This window comes from Isosphaeraceae bacterium EP7 (assembly GCA_038400315.1).
In the GTDB taxonomy this organism is placed as follows: domain Bacteria; phylum Planctomycetota; class Planctomycetia; order Isosphaerales; family Isosphaeraceae; genus EP7.
The window spans coordinates 149,359-167,027 of the sequence record CP151667.1 but is presented as its reverse complement, the minus strand read 5'-3'; the positions used below and the strand labels follow the sequence as shown (position 1 = coordinate 167,027).

General features: G+C 68.7%; 14 protein-coding genes. 6 read left to right on the top strand and 8 right to left on the bottom strand.

Annotation, left to right across the window (positions count from 1 at the left end; translation table 11 throughout):
• Positions 1 to 117 precede the first annotated feature (117 nt).
• Together EP7_RS00700 and EP7_RS00695 are read left to right on the top strand one after the other, a co-directional pair.
• Positions 118 to 957, top strand: a complete 840-nt coding sequence (locus EP7_RS00700) for an NlpC/P60 family protein (protein WP_463525623.1) — start codon at positions 118 to 120, stop codon at positions 955 to 957.
• Between the two features lie 157 nt (positions 958 to 1,114).
• A complete protein-coding gene (locus tag EP7_RS00695) occupies positions 1,115 to 2,461 on the top strand; it encodes a PrsW family glutamic-type intramembrane protease (RefSeq protein WP_463525622.1) in 1,347 nt (448 codons plus the stop codon).
• 139 nt (positions 2,462 to 2,600) lie between these two features.
• Here EP7_RS00695 and EP7_RS00690 read toward each other — a convergent pair whose 3' ends face one another.
• The 8 genes from EP7_RS00690 to EP7_RS00655 all read right to left on the bottom strand — a co-directional run bounded on the left by EP7_RS00690 (position 2,601) and on the right by EP7_RS00655 (position 10,876).
• A complete protein-coding gene (locus tag EP7_RS00690; protein WP_463525621.1) occupies positions 2,601 to 3,197 on the bottom strand; it encodes a thioredoxin family protein in 597 nt (198 codons plus the stop codon).
• Positions 3,198 to 3,271: 74 nt separating this feature from the next.
• Positions 3,272 to 3,511, bottom strand: a complete 240-nt coding sequence (locus EP7_RS00685) for a KTSC domain-containing protein (protein ID WP_463525620.1) — start codon at positions 3,509 to 3,511, stop codon at positions 3,272 to 3,274.
• A 123-nt stretch (positions 3,512 to 3,634) separates the two neighbouring features.
• Complete coding sequence (locus EP7_RS00680; RefSeq protein ID WP_463525619.1) at positions 3,635 to 4,237, bottom strand: hypothetical protein; 603 nt, start codon at positions 4,235 to 4,237, stop codon at positions 3,635 to 3,637.
• A 107-nt stretch (positions 4,238 to 4,344) separates the two neighbouring features.
• A complete protein-coding gene (locus EP7_RS00675) occupies positions 4,345 to 4,572 on the bottom strand; it encodes a hypothetical protein (protein WP_463525618.1) in 228 nt (75 codons plus the stop codon).
• A 594-nt stretch (positions 4,573 to 5,166) separates the two neighbouring features.
• Positions 5,167 to 7,050: an ArnT family glycosyltransferase gene (locus EP7_RS00670; RefSeq protein ID WP_463525617.1), complete on the bottom strand. Its 1,884-nt coding sequence runs from the start codon at positions 7,048 to 7,050 to the stop codon at positions 5,167 to 5,169.
• A 142-nt stretch (positions 7,051 to 7,192) separates the two neighbouring features.
• Positions 7,193 to 8,476, bottom strand: a complete 1,284-nt coding sequence (locus tag EP7_RS00665; protein WP_463525616.1) for an MFS transporter — start codon at positions 8,474 to 8,476, stop codon at positions 7,193 to 7,195.
• A 182-nt stretch (positions 8,477 to 8,658) separates the two neighbouring features.
• Positions 8,659 to 10,155 (bottom strand): coiled-coil domain-containing protein, encoded by a 1,497-nt coding sequence (locus tag EP7_RS00660; RefSeq protein WP_463525615.1) that lies wholly within the window; start codon positions 10,153 to 10,155, stop codon positions 8,659 to 8,661.
• A gap of 421 nt (positions 10,156 to 10,576) precedes the next feature.
• Positions 10,577 to 10,876, bottom strand: coding sequence for a hypothetical protein (locus EP7_RS00655; RefSeq protein ID WP_463525614.1), 300 nt, complete (start codon positions 10,874 to 10,876; stop codon positions 10,577 to 10,579).
• A 194-nt stretch (positions 10,877 to 11,070) separates the two neighbouring features.
• On the opposite strand from EP7_RS00655, the gene argH reads away from it, so the two are divergent.
• From argH to EP7_RS00635, 4 genes are all read left to right on the top strand, one after another.
• Complete coding sequence (gene argH / locus EP7_RS00650) at positions 11,071 to 12,468, top strand: argininosuccinate lyase (RefSeq protein WP_463525613.1); 1,398 nt, start codon at positions 11,071 to 11,073, stop codon at positions 12,466 to 12,468.
• A gap of 67 nt (positions 12,469 to 12,535) precedes the next feature.
• Positions 12,536 to 13,825, top strand: coding sequence for a diaminopimelate decarboxylase (gene lysA / locus EP7_RS00645; protein WP_463525612.1), 1,290 nt, complete (start codon positions 12,536 to 12,538; stop codon positions 13,823 to 13,825).
• A gap of 139 nt (positions 13,826 to 13,964) precedes the next feature.
• Complete coding sequence (locus tag EP7_RS00640; RefSeq protein WP_463525611.1) at positions 13,965 to 16,319, top strand: PleD family two-component system response regulator; 2,355 nt, start codon at positions 13,965 to 13,967, stop codon at positions 16,317 to 16,319.
• Between the two features lie 119 nt (positions 16,320 to 16,438).
• Positions 16,439 to 17,539, top strand: a complete 1,101-nt coding sequence (locus EP7_RS00635) for a sigma-54 interaction domain-containing protein (protein ID WP_463525610.1) — start codon at positions 16,439 to 16,441, stop codon at positions 17,537 to 17,539.
• The last annotated feature ends 130 nt before the right edge of the window (positions 17,540 to 17,669 follow it).

Sequence of the window (17,669 nt, the reverse complement as noted above, 5' to 3'; positions counted from 1 at the left end):
TCCCACCCTCAAGGACCGACCGAAACCGGCCATCCGGCTCCCTCCGCTCCCATGTCCTAGACTTGATTCCGGGGCCGCGTCGTCGCGCCCACAAGTTGTTCGGCGGGGAGGGCGGCGATGCCTCGGTCTCTGTTCGTGTTCGCCTGCATTGTCCTGGCAAGCCTCGGGCTTCCCGTGCATGCCCAGGAGTTGACCTATCGCTCGCCCTACCGGGTCGAGTTCACCCATCGGGCGGCCGAAGTGATCGGCGACCTGGAGCGGACGGAACGCGGGGATCATCGGCTCGAATCGGAAGTCCCGTTCCATCAGTGGTATACGCCAAGGACGCTGGAACGCTGGCATGCGTGGGGTCCGCCCGCCGCCTTCTATCCCAGGCCCCCAGGCGTCGAGCACTGGCCGGCCGAGCGGAAGCGAGAGCGGGTCATCGCCGTCGCGCTGCGGTTTCAGGGCTACGCCTACCAGCATCACCACATCCCCGACTGGAGCCCGCCAGAGGCCTGGCCCTGGATGCCGACCTGTGCCGGCAGCAACGGCAAAGGGGTGGATTGCAGCAACCTGACCGGCTTCGTCTACAACCAGGGCTTCGGCCTGCGCCTCAACTCCGACGTCCACAAACAGTCCGAGGAGCGATCCGTCAAGGGGACCGACGGGCGAGCCACGCGCCTCCACGCCGTCGAGCTTCCCTCCTCCTACGACGATCGCCTGGCGACCCTACGCACCGGCGACCTCCTCTTCATCCGAGGCAAACCAGGCGGCAAGATCAGCCACGTCGTCCTCTGGGTCGGCCCCATCGGCCGGTCGCCCGACGGCACCCCGCTGGTCCTCGACAGCCACGGCGAAGACGTCCGGGACTCCGAAGGCCAGCCCATCCCCTGCGGAGTCCACCTCCGCCCCTTCCGCGAAAACTCCTGGTACAACCGCAGCGCCAGCCACGCCCTCCGCGTCTTCATCGACTGAGCGCGGACCACGTCGACGCCCGGCCGTTCGAAGCCTTCGACGTGAAGATCCTGTTGCCGGCAGAATTCAATCAATTTTTCCATGGCGTCCGTCGATCACCGATGAGGCTTTGTCCACGGACGATGCATGGATTCAGGTCGAGCAAAAGGGACGATGGATGGCGATCACATTCGAATGCGGATGCGGTAAAGTCCTCAAGGCCCGCGACGAGTTGGCGGGCAGGAAGGCGAGGTGCCCTCAATGCGGCACGACCTTGCCGATCCCGCAGCCGGAGGCCGTCGCCTTCGATCCCGAGCCCGACCTGACGTACTCGCTCCATGAAGACGAGCCGTCGCACCGGCCCGCAACACCGTCGACGTATCAACCGAGCCCGCAGGCCGAGACGAGGACGTCGAGGTCCCGGACGCCTTCGCCGCAGCCTGCGGCCACGAAGGCCAGGGCCCGGGCGGGCGGGGAGTCATCACTCCTCGAATATTCGTACTTGCTACTGGCCTTTGCCCTGATCCCGCTGGTCATCTCGCTGCTGAGCAAGGAAGACAAATCCGACATCCAGGACCGGTTCACCCAGACGGTCCAGAAGGCGACGCCCGAGGAGCAGAAGCGAATCGAAGGGGCGCTCTCCAACGTCGAGCTATCGCTCGACGATGCGATCGCGGTGCTTCCCGGCCATAAGCTCGACGGCGCCCACCTTTCCCGCGACACTTCGGCCCACTGGGTTTACGCGGCCATCGCCACGGTCGGTTTCCTGCTGCTGATCGGCCTCTTCTTCTCGGTCGAGCGGGCCCAGACGCTGCACCTGCTCGGGATCGGGGCGTTCACGGGGACCGTCGGTGTCATCGTCCTGCTGCTCGTGCAGTTCTGCTCGAATTTCCGGCTCCGTCGTTTCGGGGGTCGGGGCGTGTTCATGATCATCATGCTGATCCTGACCTTCATCGGCTGGTCGTACGACTCGGCGAACGATCCCGACAGCAACTTCCTCCTCAGCGCCCTGGGCTTCACCTTCGGCGTCGGGCTCTGCGAGGAGTTCGCCAAGGCGATCCCGCTCTTCTTCTACTTCAAGCGCCACGCCGAGATGGGCTGGAGAGGCGCCTGCCTCTGGGGCCTCGCCTCTGGCGTCGGCTTCGGCATCTCGGAAGGAATCATGTACTCGTCTCGATATTACAACGGGATCAGCGGGTTCGACATCTACCTCGTCCGGTTCGTCTCCTGCGTCGCGCTGCACGCGATGTGGTCGGCTTCGGTCGGCATCGCCATCTCGCGGAACGTCGATCACTATGAGCATATCGATGACGCAGGCGAATTCGGCCTGTTCATGCTCCGTGTCATGGCCGTGCCCATGCTCCTGCACGGATTTTATGACACCCTGCTCAAGCAAGACATGAACGCCGGCGCCCTCGTCGTGGCCCTGCTCTCATTCGGCTGGCTGGCCTGGCACATCGAGCTGGCGCGGGTCACATACCCCGGCGCGGGGCGGGCCAAGGCGGCGAAGAAGATGGCCTATTGAGATCGAGCGGGTCCGAGCCCCGCTCGCATGGCCTCGGGCCGGCGAGGACAAGCCGCCCGAGGCCCCCGAAGCTCGGCCCTCAAGGCCCGGCAAGCCAGATCTCGGGGGCGACACGCCTCGCCGCTCGACTATGCGGCCGTCAGTCGCCGTGGCGGGCCCTGAGCTTGGGGGAGAGGCGGAGGATGAGGTGGGCTCGCTCGAATTCGTCGAGCCACTCGGCGGTGACCCGGGCTCGCAATTCCGTATCCGGGGGAACGAAGCCGGTGGGGCAGGAGGAGCCCAACTGGTCGGCGGCCAGCTTGCGATAGATGGAAAGGGTCCTTTCGCCGTAGCGGAGGACTTCTTCGAAGTCTTCGCTCAGGGCCAGGATGACCGGAACTCGGTGGCCGCCGTTGATCGACAGGGCGTCGGCTGCGTCGGGGCGGGCGTCGCGGTCGAGGAAGCGGAGGTTGAGGGTCCTGGCGGCGCGGGCGAAGTGGTCGAAGGCGGGGCACTGGTTCACGCAGTCGCCGCACCACGTGCCCGCAAGCACCAGGACGTTCAGGGTCCGCTTGAATCCGCCGAGGAGTTCGGCCTGTGCGGGCGTCAGGGTCGTGGCGGCGTGGCTGTCGTCCCAGCGAGCACGCTGAGGGGGGGTGGCGTGCCGGTCGAGGAACCCGGTGTAGGTGAGGGCCTCGTCGAAGGCGGCGGACCAGTCCATTTGCGTGTGACCTAACCAGTCGAAGGGGAGACGCATCCGGGCTCGTCGGCCATGCCGGCCGGGCCATTCGCCAGATTGTACCGACCAGGTCCAGGGAAAACCGAAAGCGCTCAGGGCAGCTTGGCCCGGCGACTGCGAAGGGGCTTCATCGGGTACTGCTCGCGGATGAAGTCATTGAAATAAGACCCCTTCGACGGAGCCTCCATCAGTTCCGCATAGGTTGAGTAGGGGACGTCGAAGAACCGATACCGCCGCATCTCCGGCCGCAGTTCCACGTCGAGGAAGCTCGACGCGGCGTCGTACCGGACGGCATTGATCAGCGATGACTCGACCGGCTGGCCATTCCTCATTCGTGCCCCCCTTTCACCTCCCACTCCAGCCCGCAATCGGCGTGCCTCGCAGCAGGATCGGCCGACGTCATCTTCGCCAATGCCAAGGATGCCCGACACGGTTCCCACGCAGCCGATCGTGCGTCAGAGCCATCCCAGGGCGATGAGGGCGGCCAGGTGCTTGCAAGGGCGGGGGGGGGCACCGACTTCGGAGTCGGCCTGATAGGCCCACTCGGCGCAATCGCACTGGGTCGAGCGATCGGCCAGCCGGCAGGCGTAGTAAAGGCCGTCATCGGGCGTGGCGTCGAATCGACCGATGTGCCACTGGACGGGGGCGAGCCGGGTCCCGGGCACGGGCTCGACGTGATAGGCCCGCCCTGTGATCGCGATGAAGGTGGCCACCCGCTGCCGGCCGCTGACGTCGCAGCCTAGCGTCAGCACCGCGACGGACGGCCTCGCGAGCGCAGCGTCGAGCTTCGGGGTGCCCAGCTCGGCACGCAGGCGATCCCAGTCGCGCCTGGATTCGGCCAGGGCATTCCGAAAGTGCCAGGTGACCTCGTGGAACGGCCCGAGCCGCCCCTCGGCCACCTCCAGATCGACCTCGGCCACCTCGACGATGAGCCTGGCACGCTGGACAATCTCCACGGTCCTGGCGTCGACCGCGACGCGAGCGGTGGCGGCGGCGGCGGCGGCGGCGGGATGAGCCGGCCGGCGGGCCACGAGGTTTTGTCGGTGCCCTGCGGGCATGGAGGCACTCCGCCGCGACGCCAGGGCGCCCGGTGCAGAGGTTCAAGACAAGGCCGAGACAGCCCCGAGGCCACGGGCGACAGCCGCCCGAATCCGTTCGGATCAGCTCACCCGGCGGGCCCGACATGAGAGTAATAGGCCGATCCGCCGGCCCTGGCCTGGGTCGCCGCCACCGAGTATCCGCGCCCCTGCCGCACGATCTGCTGCCCCGGCTCACCCACCGGAGACGCGGATCCGATCAGGCAGATTTCCCGCACCGAGGGCCCGACGTTCGACTCCGACCCCGCTCCTACCCGCCCGGACTTTCGACGCAGTCGCTGGAGCAAGGTTGTCATCGCCTTCCCTCCGTGCTTCTGATCGCCCGTCTACCGACCTTACGTCCACAACTGTACGCAGACCCACGACCAATGGCAAGGATCTTGCCGAATATTCAGGCGCACAAAGGTTCCTATTCCGGAGCCCATCGACGAGCAATCCCGACCTCTCCAATCCATCGAGCCCGAACTTTTCTGGAAATATGCCCGGAATGTCCGCCGGTTTTCTCCGGCAATTGCAACTTCAAGGGGAGGCCCGTCCCCGTCGCGTTCAAGCGATCATGACCCGCCCCACTCTTTGGCAATCTGGATCGGGAATGGTCGCCACAAAGGCCACCAAGCGAACCCACTTTTGGAGATGGCCCAACGAACCCATTCCAGCCGGCGCGGAACGAACCCATTCCAGCCGGCGCGGAACGAACCCATTCCAGCCGGCGCGGAACGAACCCATTCCAGCCGGCGCGGAACGAACCCATTCCAGCCGGCGCGGAACGAACCCATTCCAGCCGGCGCGGAACGAACCCATTCCAGCCGGCGCGGAACGAACCCATCGGGCCAGATTTCCGGGCGAGGCGGCCTACACGCTTACGCCGGAAAACGGAGCTCAGCGAGCATTTAGGGCTCGATATCGAGCGTGGTGGCGGGGGAGCCGATGGGGTGGGAATGGTCGTTGTTGGTCGTCGCGAAGGCGACCAACACGCCTTCCTTGCTTTGCGAGATGGCTTCCAGGCCGAGCCTGGCCTGTACAGAATAGGAAAGACGTTGCTCGGTTCCCACCAGAACAACCAGGCGGCGGGTTTCGGGCAGGATCAGCAACTCGTCGACAGTGTCGAGATTGCGGCGCGGGACATTGGGCAGGGCAGAACGAAGGATGAAGTCGAGGCGGCCACCGGGGGCGGGGCCTTCATTGGCGACACGCAGGGCGTCGGGGCCGACAACCGCGACCAGGTTGAAGGGCTTCGACTGATGGAGGCGCAAAACCGCCTCGCGCAATTGCAGCAAGTCGCGGGTCTCGCGGTGACGGAACTCGACCTCTCGGATACCACTGGCCACGGTGATGAGCACGACAAGGCCGAGGAACACGCCAATCACGGTGCGCTGGCGGTCATCACGGCGCCTGGCCCAGCGGTCGAGGACTCGGGTCAAGATCACGACGGCCAGTGTCAGGTCCAGCGCCAGGTGCAGGCCCAGCGCGGTGGCCGACGAGGCCTGGCCCCGGGTCAGGTCCATGGCCGCGCCCCTGAGACTGGCGCTGGCCCACCAGGCGATGCAGACGGCCGTCGCCGGCGCCAGCCAGAGCAGCGACCTGACCGGGGCCCTGCGGCTGGCCAGGTCGGTCATCCCTTGGGCCGCCAGCAGGTTCAGGGGGATCAAGAGGAACAAGCCCATCGTCGGCCGCGGCCCATTTGGCCAGAATGCCGGTGCAAGGGCGGCAACTGCTAGCCAGATGACCCAGAGCGCCCCGCCGACGGCATCGCGCTCATCATCTTCGGCGGTCAGTGCTCGCTTGAGGGCTCGAATCGCGGCGAAGATGCCCAGCGGGAGAGCGGCCGGCGACAGGTCGATCAGCCGGGTCAGCAGGCCCATCCGGTCAACACCGGGGGGGTTCGGTGGGTTGACCAGGGACAGGGTGAAGTCTCCGCCATATCGGGAGAGCATCATGCCATACCAGGGGGCCGTCAGGAGCACGGCGACCAGCACGGCCAGAATTCCGGCGAGCAGGCTGGGGTGTCCACGCCAGGCAAGCCACCAGTGCGGCGGCCGTTCGCCGGGCGGGGAACCGGCCCGCAGGTAAGCCAGGTGCAACACGATCAGGGGGAGCGTGATCAGGCCAAACCCGCCAACGGCCAGCAGCGATCCAGCCAGTGCCAGGCCGGTCAGCACGCCCCAGGTCCCGCCGCCACTCGAGCCCCAGGACCGGCCGCTTCCCGAGCCGATGTGCAGGTGCCTGCCATAACCGTAAAGAACGACCAGAGTTCCGGCCAGCCCGAGGGTCCAGGGGGCGGGCAGCTGCATGTGGGATAAGAGGTGCCGGTTGAAGCCCGTGAGCACGGCGGCGATCACGGCGGTGCGGGGCCCTTTCCAGAGCCTGGCATGCAGATAGGCCAGCACCACCACGGCCGCCCCGGCCAGGTAGCTGGGGATGACCGCCATCCTCGGGTTCAGGTCGGGCCGCCCCAGCGCGGCCAGCCAGGCATAAAGCGGCGGCTGGAAGGCCACCGCGCGGTAGGCGTCGGCCTCGGCTCCGGGGCGCACTTGCGTGATGTCGGGCACCTGGTCGAAGACCAGGCCGTCGAGCACGGCCAAGGACCGCAAGCCCCACCAGGGTCCGGGGGGGTCCAGGTCCCAGCTTCCCAGGGCATAGAGGCCGGGGAGCACGGCGATGAGCACAACCAGCGGGAACGACATCGCCGATCGCGGCGACGGCCGGACCAGGGGGCGAGCCCCGGACACCACACCTTCGAGCCTGGCCCTGGCTTCTTGCCTCGGCCGCGACACGCCTCGCCCCCCCATGCTCGGCCCACCCATGGCACCGCCGGAATCGGGTTCGAGGTCAACCTCGGACCGTCCGGCACGATCCGGCGCACCTTACCAGAACCCCAACGGGGCGCGTAGGGAGGAGCGAAACGGACGCCTCGGTTCACGAGACCTCGGCTGGCATGGGGGCAGGGGTGGCGGTGGCGTGGCCGGGCCTGGTCTCGGGCATCGCCAGGCCAAAGAAGGCCAGGGCCGACGCGGCGATTCCCGCCAGCACGAGGAAGCCCGCGTTGAAGCCGAAGGAGGTCACCACATATCCAGTGATCACGTTGCTCAGCGCCGAGCCCAGGCCCGTCGCCGTGGCCAGTGCGCCCTGCATCAGGTTGAACCGGCCGGTCCCGCGTGTCAGGTCGGCGATGACGAGCACCCCCACGACGCCGAAGATGCCCGCCCCGATGCCGTCCAGGAGCTGGACGGCCACCAGCCCGCGCGGATCGGAGGTCATCGTATAAAGCACCCCGCGGATTGGCAGCACGGCGAATCCGACGAGGAAGACCGCGCGACGCCCCCAGGTCTCGGCCAGGCGGCCGGCGAGCACCGCCACGGGGACCATGACCAGCTGCGCCGCGATGATGCAGGCCGACATCGCGCCGGCCATTCCCTGGGCGTCGTCGCCGGCGACCTTCATCCCGGCCCAGGGGAGCATCGCGGCGTTGGCCAGGTGGAACAGGGTGATCGACCCGATGAAGACCAGGACGCGACGATCCGAGAAGAGCGTCCCCAGGCGGCTCACCTGGAGCTCGGCGCCGTCGGCATCCGCGTCGTCCTCGCCCCCGCGGGCCAGGTCGTCGTCGACGTCGCCGGGCCGGATCATCAGGGTCGCGACCGAGGCGGCCAGGGCCATGGCCGCCAGAAGGTAGAAGATGCCCTCGAAGGCGACGTAGTCGCCGATCAGCCAGGCGAGCACCGCCGCGACGACGTTGCCGGAATGGTTGAACGCCTCGTTGCGGCCGGTCCTCGAGGCCAGTCGGTCATGGCCGACCATGCCGAGGCTCAGCGCAGCGATCGCCGGCGGGAAGATCGCGGCCGCCGCACCGGTCAGCACCTGAGCCCCCACGATCACCGGGAAGGTCGTCCGGGTGGCCATCGCGACCGTCCCGATCGCGACCAGCACGGCCGCGATCACGATCGCCATGCGTTTGTGGCGGGTCCGGTCGATGAACGCGCCGGCGGGAGTCTGGGCGACCACCGTGGAGACGCCCATCGCCGCCATGGCGATTCCCACCCGGCCCTGCTCCCAGTTGTGCGCGGCCAGGTACACGGCCAGGTACGGGCCGAGCCCGTCTCGGACATCGGCCAGGAACACATTCAGGGCGTCCAATGCCCTGAGGCTGACCTGCGACGGGCTGCTCGACTTGCGCCGCCGACCTTCGATGGCTTGATTCATCTCTTTCGAAACGCCCCTCAGATTAGCCAGGTCTACCGTACCGGTCCCGCGCGGTCGAATCGGTTTCGGCCGATCTCAGAGAACCAGAAGTACGGGGACAAAGGCCCGCGACGAGAGGGGGGGGAACTCGCCGCCGTCGCCAGCTCGCTTGCACGCGCCGTGCCGCGACTTGACAGAGGGGCTCAGGCCGAGCGGGCCAGGGCCCCGCCCAGTGCCTCGGCCACCTGGCTTGCCCCGTATCCATGCTCGATCATCAAGCAGGGAATGCCGTGCTCCTCGCAGAGCGGGCGCAGCCGGCCGCTGACCGAGTGGCTGACGAATTCCTTCAGGATCAGGACGTAGTCGACCGTCCTGTTGCGGATGCGCTCCTCCAGCGAGCTGAGCATGGCGGGCCGCGCCGCCTCGTAGGGCTCCCAGTCGAGTTCGTCGAACTCGAAGACGCGTTGCAGCGACCGCCGGGCGTCCTCGCGGACCGCGCCGCCGATCATCAAGACATCTTTGCCGCGGGTCTGCGCGATCAGGTCGGCCAGGCGCTCGCGCAGGGAGTTGTCCTCCTGGACCCTGGCGTCGTCATCGGTCGACCGGTCGAGGTTCCGCCGCAGGGCCCGGAAGTCCTTGCCGTCGAGCCGGCTCTGATACGGAGCGACGAGTTGGAGGACGCGGGTGTCGGACGAGCCGCCGGCGAGCACGACCTTCCGGAGAGCGTCGAAGAACTCGGCCGAGCCCTCCTCGGAGTCGGGATCCGCGCCGACCATCGCCATCTTCAGCCCCTCGATGGCCTGCCTGAGCACCTCGGCGGCCCGCTTCGCCTGGTCCTGGTCGCGCACCTGTCGCTCGGCCCTGACCGACTCGACCTCCCGCGCTCGGCGGCTCCCCTCGGTGGCAGCCAGCAGCCTCGCCTGGGCATCGGCGACGTACGCCTCCCAGTCGGTCGTGAAGGCGCGGCTGAAGGCCTCGATATATCCCGGCATATACTGATGCGATAAATCCCTGAGCATGGGGAAGATGCGATCGAGCTGCGTCATCGACTCGGGCGTCAGGTCGTGCTCGACGTCGACCCGGTCCTGGATCCTGCGGTAGCGTCCCATCCAGATCATGAGCTGGGCGTGCTGCTGCTCGCGATCGAGCATGCCGAAGACGCTGCGGCTGTCGTCGACCTCCTCGGCCAGAATCCTGACCTGGCCCTCGGGCAGGTGCTCGCCGGCCTGTCGGACCAGCCTATCCGAATCGCCGAACCGCGGGGCCAGAGCCGGCTGGAGCTCGTCCAATTCCTGACGCAACTTTAGATAAGCATCTCTCGCGACCTGGAGGGCCTTCTTCGACTCCTCGCGGTCGCGGCCTATTTCATCGAGCGTTGCCTGTGCTTTGATTCGAGTGCCGTCGATCTCGGCGCGGGCCCCCTCGATCGTCCTGAGGATCCCCGGGTCTTGATTGAGGTGATTCTTGGCGACCTCGCGTATCGCCTCGTCGAGCCGCTTCCTGGCGAGCTCGGCCTGCTCGACCGCCTTCGCCGCGTCGGGCCGCTCGCGGGCCGCCCTCTGCTCGACGGCCATCATCGTCCGCTCCGCCTCGCGCAGAACTTCGGCCGCCTGCGTTGTCTCGGCCTCCAGCTTCTGGGCCCGCGCGCCAGCCTTGGCCTGCCGCACAAGTTGCTCTAATTCTTCCAATTGCCGGAACATAACGCTTACTCCCGCGAAGCACAAAGCGCAGTACTATAAATAGACTCCCCTATGATGCTCACCGGCGGCCCAGGCCACAAGACGGGCCCAGCAAGCAACCGACCCTGAAGTGTTTCAGTGTCAATGCACGGTCAACGGCCTGCCGCAGTCGTCGAGGCCAAGCCAGATTAGGAACGAGACGGCCGACTCGGCACGGCGGCTCAGGTCGGGGTCGGGGCTGGCGTCGCCTTCGGGGCAATCCGCAGTCTTTCGGCGTCGATCATGCCTGGGAATCCGCGGCATCGCAGCCTCACTGGCGAGCAATTCCTGGGCCGGTACACTGGGTCAGTTCGCGGTTCTCCCGGTCATCGCGGTCGATTTGCGCGTGGATGCCGACATGTCTGCGATCCTCCTCGCGCCGCGTCCGACGCGAGTACCATCGTCATTTCTCGGGCCAGCGTCCCGCTCGGCGGACGCGGGCGATCGTCAGGTCGAACGCCTTCAGGCCGAGCAGGCCGAGTCCCCCGAGTGCCATCGCGGCGAGCAGGATCGCCAAGGAACTTCCGACGGCCAGCAACACACAGACGAGCAAGGGCCGGGCAAGGGGATCGAGCCAGAGTCCCATCCAGACGACGCCGACGATCAGGCCGAGGGCCATCGTGCGCGAGCGGCGGGCACGCATCCGACGAATCGCGACGGCCTGCTCTCGAGCGTCCGCACTGCTGTCGCAATTTTCGGCCACGCCTGCCCTCTCCGCAGCACGACCCCAACCAGGTTAGGCGACATCCTGGCTCGATCTTGCCGACATCGGTTCATTTTTATCACTGCAAGGCCCGGGCCGTCGAGTTGGTTGACACGCGCCGGAAGGGGAGCCTAAACTATGGGGCGTCGTGCGGAAAACCTGCGCAGAACTCATCGAAGTCGGGGCAAATTCGGGTGGCGGATAAACCGTGGGGCGGGCGGTTCGGCGAGTCCACAGACCGCCGCGTCGAGGAGTTTACCGAGTCGATCTCGTTTGATCGTCGTCTCTTCGAGCACGACGTCCGGGGCTCGATCGCGCACGCCCGGATGCTCTCCCACGTCGGCCTGATCTCCCCCGAAGAGTGCCAGCAAATTGTGCTCGGCCTGACCGAGATCCGCGGCGAGATCGAGGCGGGCACCTTCCCGTTCGTCCTGGAACGCGAAGACATCCACATGCACATCGAGGCGGCCCTGATCGACCGGCTCGGGGATGTCGGCCGCAAACTGCATACCGCCCGCAGCCGCAACGACCAGGTTTCCACCGACGTCCGCCTCTGGACGCGAGACGCGCTCGACCGCGTCGACCAGGTCCTGGTCGGCCTGCAATCCGCCTTCGTCCGCGCGGCCGAGCGGCATGACGGCGTGATCTTGCCCGGCTACACCCACCTGCAACGCGCCCAGCCGGTGCTGGCGGCCCACTACTTCCTCGCCTATGTCGAGAAGCTTCAGCGCGACCGCGACCGCCTGGCCGACTGCCGCAAGCGGGTGAACGTCCTGCCCCTGGGGGCCGCCGCACTGGCCGGCACCACCCTGCCGATCGACCGCCGCCACGTGGCCTCGGCGCTCGGGTTCGAGGGGATCGCCGCCAACAGCCTCGACGCCTCGGGCGATCGCGACTTCGCGCTGGAGTCGGTCTTCGTCCTGACGATGATCGCCGAGCATCTGTCGGGCTGGGCCGAGGAATGGGTGATCTGGAGCACGCAGGAATTCTCGTTCCTGGCGCTGCCGGACAACCTCTGCACCGGCAGCAGCATCATGCCCCAGAAGAAGAACCCCGACGTGGTCGAGCTGATCCGCGGCCGGACCGGTCGGGTCGTCGGGGCGCTCACCACGCTGCTCGTGCTGGTCAAGGGGCTGCCGCTGGCCTACAACCGCGACCTCCAGGAAGACAAGCAGCCGCTGTTCGAGGCCTTCGACACCGTCGAGTCGTGCCTGGGGATCGCCGCCGTCCTGGTCGACGGCGCCACCCTCCGGGCCGATCGCATCAATGAGCGGCTGGACGAGGGGTTCCTCGACGCCACGACCTTGATGGAATACCTCATCAAGCGGGGCGTGCCGCAGCGTGCCGCGCACGAGGTCATCGGCCACCTCGTGGGCCAGTGTGTCCGCCTGAACCTGAAGCGGCTGGTCGACCTGCCCGACGCCGACCTGACCGCGGCGCACCCCGAGCTCGGCCCCGGCGTCAAGCAGATCCTCGGCGTGGCCAACGCCGTCAAGGCGTTCCGGTCGGAGGGCTCGACCGCCCCCGACGAGGTCGGCAAGCAGCTGGCCGGCTGGAAAGCTCGGCTGGCCGCGACGCCCGGCTCCGTTTGATCCTTTTGAATCCGGCCGCCCTCGAGTCCGAATCGACCCAACCTCCGAAGCCCCGGCGAACCGATCCATGGACCACTTCAACTACCGAGACGGCCAGCTCTACTGCGACGAGATCCCGGCAGCCCGCCTGGCCGAGCAGTTCGGCACCCCCCTATACGTGTACAGCAAGGGGGAGATCGTCGACGTCCTGAACAAGCTCCAGGTCGAGTTCGCCGCGCTCGACCCGCTGGTCTGCTACTCGGTCAAGGCGAACTCGAACCTTGGCGTCCTGAAGGTCGTGGCCGCACAGGGCGGGGGCTTCGACGTCGTCTCGGGCGGCGAGCTCTATCGGGTGCTGCTCGCCGGGGGCGACCCGGGCAAGACGGTCTTCGCCGGGGTGGGCAAGACCGATGAGGAGATCGCCGCGGCCTTGAAGGCCGGCGTCCTGATGTTCAACGTCGAGAGCGAGGCCGAGCTCGACGCGATCGCGCGGGTGGCCGTCGGCCTCGGCCTGGTGGCGCCGGTGGCGCTGCGGGTCAATCCCGACGTCGACCCCAAGACGCACCGGTACATCTCCACCGGCAAGAAAGAGTCGAAGTTCGGCATGGACATCGACCGGTCGCTGGCCCTGGCCGAGCGATCGAAGGGGCTGGCCGGCATCTCGATGATCGGCGTGCACATGCACATCGGCTCGCAGATCACCACGGCCGAGCCCTACGCGGGCGCCGCCAACAAGGCGGTGGACATCATCGAGCGGCTGCGCGGGATGGGCCACCCGATCGGCTGGTTCAACATGGGCGGCGGGTTCGGGATTAATTATCGGGGCAGCGAGGCCCGGCCGATCGCCGAGTTCGCCGCGGCCGTCCTACCTTCGCTGAGGCGCACAGGCTGCCGTCTGGCGATGGAACCGGGGCGAGTCGTGGCGGGCAATGCCGGCATCTTGCTGAGCCGTGTGTTATATACGAAGCAGTCGGGTGACAAGCGGTTCCTCATCCAGGACGCCGCGATGAACGACCTGATCCGGCCGGCGCTCTACGAGAGCTTCCACCGGATCTGGCCCGTGAGTGTCCCCGCCGGACTTCCCGCGCCCCCCGAGGACTACGAGGCCGCCATCGGCGGCACCGAGCCCTGGGACGTGGTCGGCCCGGTCTGCGAGAGCGGAGACTTCCTGGCCAAGGACCGCGCCCTGCCCCCGCTCGACCGAGGCGACCTGCTCGCCATCTTCTCGGCCGGGGCCTACGGCATGGTCATGGCGTCCAACTACAACACCAGGCCGAGGGCCGCCGAGATCCTGGTCGACGGCTCCGAAGTCAAGCTGGTCCGCCGGCGCGAGACTTACGACGACCTGATCCTCCAGGAACGGGGCGCCCTCGACTGAGCCCGGGCAGGGCCCCCGTCCTCTTCTGCCTTGCTGCTCCCCGCGACGCGTCACGATCCACACGCGGCCTGGCCGGCCCCGGAGCCGGTCAGGCCTGGCCTCCCTGTCGGCCCCCAAGCCGGGCGGAAGTGCGAGACCCATGCGTCGAACCCAGACCTTGAGCCGCCGGACGACCAAGCCCGAGACCGCACGCCGACGGGCCCGCTCGATCGCGGCCGCGATCCGCGCCGCTGTCGCCGGCGCCTGGCCCCTGGTCGCGCTGGCCGGGTTCGCCGCGATGTCGCCCTCGTCATCCTTCGCGCAGGCCCCGGGCCCCGAGACCTTCGCCGTCCAGCCGCAGACGCCCATCGAGCTCTGGGGAGCCGTCGACTACCTGGTCCGGACCGAACAGGCGCCCGCCGCCTTGCCCTACCTCCGCCAGTTCCTGGCCTCCGAGCCGTCCGACGCCACCTGGCTGGACATCCGCGACCGCTTCGGCGAGGCCTCGATCCTGCGGCTCCAGGACGCCCCAGAGACCCGCGCCCAGGCCCCGAAGCTGCTCGGCAGGCTGGCCGATGCCGAACGCCGAGCCGTGACCGCACCGGGCCGGCTGGAAGCGGCCATCGACTCGCTGGAGAAGTCGCCCGAGGAGCGTGCCTTCGCCCAGCAGCGGCTCCGCGAGGCCGGCCCGTACGCCGTGCCGCTCCTGGCGCAAGCCCTGGCCAAAGACGGCCTTGGCGACGAGACCCGGCAGGTCTTGAAGGACGCCCTGAACGCCCTCGACGACCGCGCCGTGCCGCCGATGGCCGCCGCCGCGCTGGCAGCCGGACCGCAGGCCGAGGCCCTGGCCGACGCCATCGGCAAGATCCGCGACGCACGTGCTCTTGCCGCCTTGGTCGCCCTCGAATCCAACCCCAAGGCCGACCCCGCCGCACGCCAGGCCGCACGCACGGCCATCGTCCGGATCACCGGCGTCGCCTTCGACGCCCGCCCGCAGGCGGCGAAGAACCTGCTCGTCGGCCAGTCGCGAAACTACCGGCTGGGCCGGATCAGGTTCCCCGGAGAGCGCGTCACCTACTGGACGGCCGACGGCACCGAGATCAAGCCGGTGACGGCCCCCCGGCGCGAGGCCGAGCGGCACTTCGCCACGGCCTTCGCCCTCGCGGCCCGCGCCATCGCCCCCGACGACGCCGACGTCCGTTCGCTCTCGACCGCCATCGCCATCGAGGACGAGGTCGAGCGCAGTGGCCTGGCCGCGTTCCCGGGCGAGGCCCCGTCGGACGACCTGAAGCTCGCCCTGGCATCGGGCCCCGCCAACCTCTCCAGGGTGCTCGACGAGGCCATCGCCGACCGCGAGTATCCGCTGGCCGCCGCGACCGCCGGGGCGCTCGGCAAGGCGATCAAGGGAGAGGTCCTGGCCGGCCCCGGCGGCAAGTCGGGGCCCGCCGAGGTCACCCCGACCGCGCAGGCGATCGACCGGGCGGCCGTGGCACGCACCCTGGCCGGGTCGGGCAGCCGGCCCCATGCCCTGGTCCGCGCACTGTCGGCCCCCGACCCCCGCGTCCGGTTCGCCGCGGCCCGTGCGCTGGTCGACCTGTCCCCCTCGGCGCCGTTCCTGGGCTCGGGCAAGGTGGTACCGACCCTGGCCTACTTCGCGGGCAGCCGACCCGAGCGGCACGCGGTCGTCATCGACGGCAACATCGCCCGCGGCGGCCAGCTCGGCGGCATGCTGGAGTCGATCGGCTATTCCCCCCTGATGGCCATCACCGGCGCCGAGGGGTTCCGCCTGGCGGCCAGCTCGTCGAGCGTTGAGCTGGTCTTCATCGACCCCAGCCTGGTGCAGGGCGCCTGGCGACTGAATGACACGCTGACCAACCTGAGGGCCGACGCCCGGACGGCGAACCTGCCCGCCTTCGTCGTCGGACCGCTGGGCATGTCCGACGAGGTGGAGCATGCCCTCGACGGCTTCCGCGACGCCCAGTTCCTGGTCACGCCCGCCTCGCCGACCATCCTCCGCCACCTGCTCGATCGACCGGTCGCCGGCCTGACTCCGGCGCCGCTGACGACCGCCGACCGCGTGGCCTATGCCGCCGAGTCCGCCGCCATGCTGGCCCGGCTGGGCGAGGGTCAGAGCGGTCCGTTCCGGGCCGACCTGCCGCAGGCGATTCCGGCCCTGGTCCGCGGCCTGAATGCCTATGAGATTGCCGTGCCGGCCGCCAAGGCGCTCGCGTTCCTGCCCACCGTCGAGGCCCAGCGAAGCCTGGCCGAGGCCCTGCTCGACCCGGCCCGGTCGCCCGAGCGGCGTGCCGGCCTGGCCGAGGCGCTGGCCACCAGCCTGGGCCGATATGGCAACCTGCTCGCGCCCGACCAGGGGGCGCGGCTCGACCAGCTCCGCGCGGAGGCCGCCGGCTCGCCGCTAGGCGACGCCCTGAGGCAGGTGGTCGAGTCGATGAAGGCCCGGCAGCTCGCAGACGGCCGGGGACAGGGCTCCGCCAAGAAGCCCGCACGCCCCTGAACCGACGGACGACGATGCGGCGACCGAGTGAGGGGAGACGAGGCAAATCAACGTGAGCCTGGACCAGGTCGGCAGGACGACGCGAGGGGCCGGGCCGACGCCCGTGGGTGGAGGACGCGATGCCCCTCTCCTATGAACGTCCGCCAATCAAGACCGCCGCCGAGCCCGACGCCCCGCTGCCGGGCGTCATCGGGGCCGGCGGCCCCATGCGCGAGGTCGCCCGCATCACCCGGCAGGTCGCCGCCTCACGCGCCTGCGTGCTGATCGTCGGCGAGACCGGCACCGGCAAGGAGCTGATCGCCCGCGCCATCCACGACCTCAGCCCCAGGCAGTCCGGGCCCTACATCCGGGTCAACTGCGGGGCGCTCAGCGAGAGCCTGCTGGAGAGCGAGCTGTTCGGCCACGTCAAAGGGTCGTTCACCGGCGCCGTCGACAACCGGACCGGCCGGTTCGAGGCCGCGCACACCGGCACCATCTTCCTTGACGAGATCAACAGCACCTCGCCCAAGCTCCAGGTCAAGCTCCTGCGCGTGCTGCAAGAGGGGGAGTTCGAGCGCGTCGGCGACACGGGCACCAAGAAGGTGGACACCCGGATCGTCGCCGCCACCAACCGCGACCTGCTCGACGAGATCGAGGGGGGCCGGTTCCGCGAGGACTTGTACTATCGCCTGAACGTCGTCCCCATCTACCTGCCCCCCCTACGGGAGCGCCGGGACGACATCGCGCCGCTGGTCGACTTCTTCCTGAAGCGCTACGCAGAGCAGAACCGCCGCGAGACCAGGCGGGTGGCGCCCGAGGCGATGCGGCTGCTGCGCGACCACGACTGGCCGGGCAACGTGCGCGAGCTGCAGAACTACGTCGAGCGTGCCGTCGTCCTGGGCGATGGCCCCGAGCTGCTGGCCGATCACCTGCCGCCGCAGCTCCGCGGCGAGGCCACACCGCGCCCGATCCGCTCCCGGGGCGGCGACTTCGCCAGCCTCACCTCGGAGCTCGTCCGCCAGGGGGTCCGCGCCGCCGGCCCGCAGGCGGGCGACCTGCACGACCGGATCGTCGGCCAGGTCGAGCGCGAGTTGATCCAGCAGGTCCTGGCCGCCTGCGACCGCGTCCAGATCAAGGCCGCGGCGCGGCTGGGCATCAACCGCAACACGCTGCACAAGAAGCTGGCCGAATACAAGATCGACACCGGCGACACACCCGCCCCCCCCGTCGAAGACGACTGACGGCCGGCCGCGGCGAGACTCCAGGAATTCAGGGCCCTCAGGCACCATGCCGGCCGCGCCGACCCCACCAACCGGCAGGGTCGCGCAAGCCGAAGTTTGCGCGATCTCCGCCGCGGCGGGTATACTTGCT

Coding starts and splice junctions, on each gene's coding strand:
- EP7_RS00700 (WP_463525623.1), top strand. CDS start 118: ATGCCTCGGTCTCTGTTCGTGTTCGCCTGCATTGTCCTGGCAAGCCTC.
- EP7_RS00660 (WP_463525615.1), bottom strand. CDS start 10,155: ATGTTCCGGCAATTGGAAGAATTAGAGCAACTTGTGCGGCAGGCCAAG.
- EP7_RS00685 (WP_463525620.1), bottom strand. CDS start 3,511: ATGAGGAATGGCCAGCCGGTCGAGTCATCGCTGATCAATGCCGTCCGG.
- EP7_RS00635 (WP_463525610.1), top strand. CDS start 16,439: ATGCCCCTCTCCTATGAACGTCCGCCAATCAAGACCGCCGCCGAGCCC.
- EP7_RS00665 (WP_463525616.1), bottom strand. CDS start 8,476: ATGAATCAAGCCATCGAAGGTCGGCGGCGCAAGTCGAGCAGCCCGTCG.
- EP7_RS00640 (WP_463525611.1), top strand. CDS start 13,965: ATGCGTCGAACCCAGACCTTGAGCCGCCGGACGACCAAGCCCGAGACC.
- EP7_RS00675 (WP_463525618.1), bottom strand. CDS start 4,572: ATGACAACCTTGCTCCAGCGACTGCGTCGAAAGTCCGGGCGGGTAGGA.
- EP7_RS00690 (WP_463525621.1), bottom strand. CDS start 3,197: ATGCGTCTCCCCTTCGACTGGTTAGGTCACACGCAAATGGACTGGTCC.
- EP7_RS00695 (WP_463525622.1), top strand. CDS start 1,115: ATGGCGATCACATTCGAATGCGGATGCGGTAAAGTCCTCAAGGCCCGC.
- EP7_RS00680 (WP_463525619.1), bottom strand. CDS start 4,237: ATGCCCGCAGGGCACCGACAAAACCTCGTGGCCCGCCGGCCGGCTCAT.
- lysA (WP_463525612.1), top strand. CDS start 12,536: ATGGACCACTTCAACTACCGAGACGGCCAGCTCTACTGCGACGAGATC.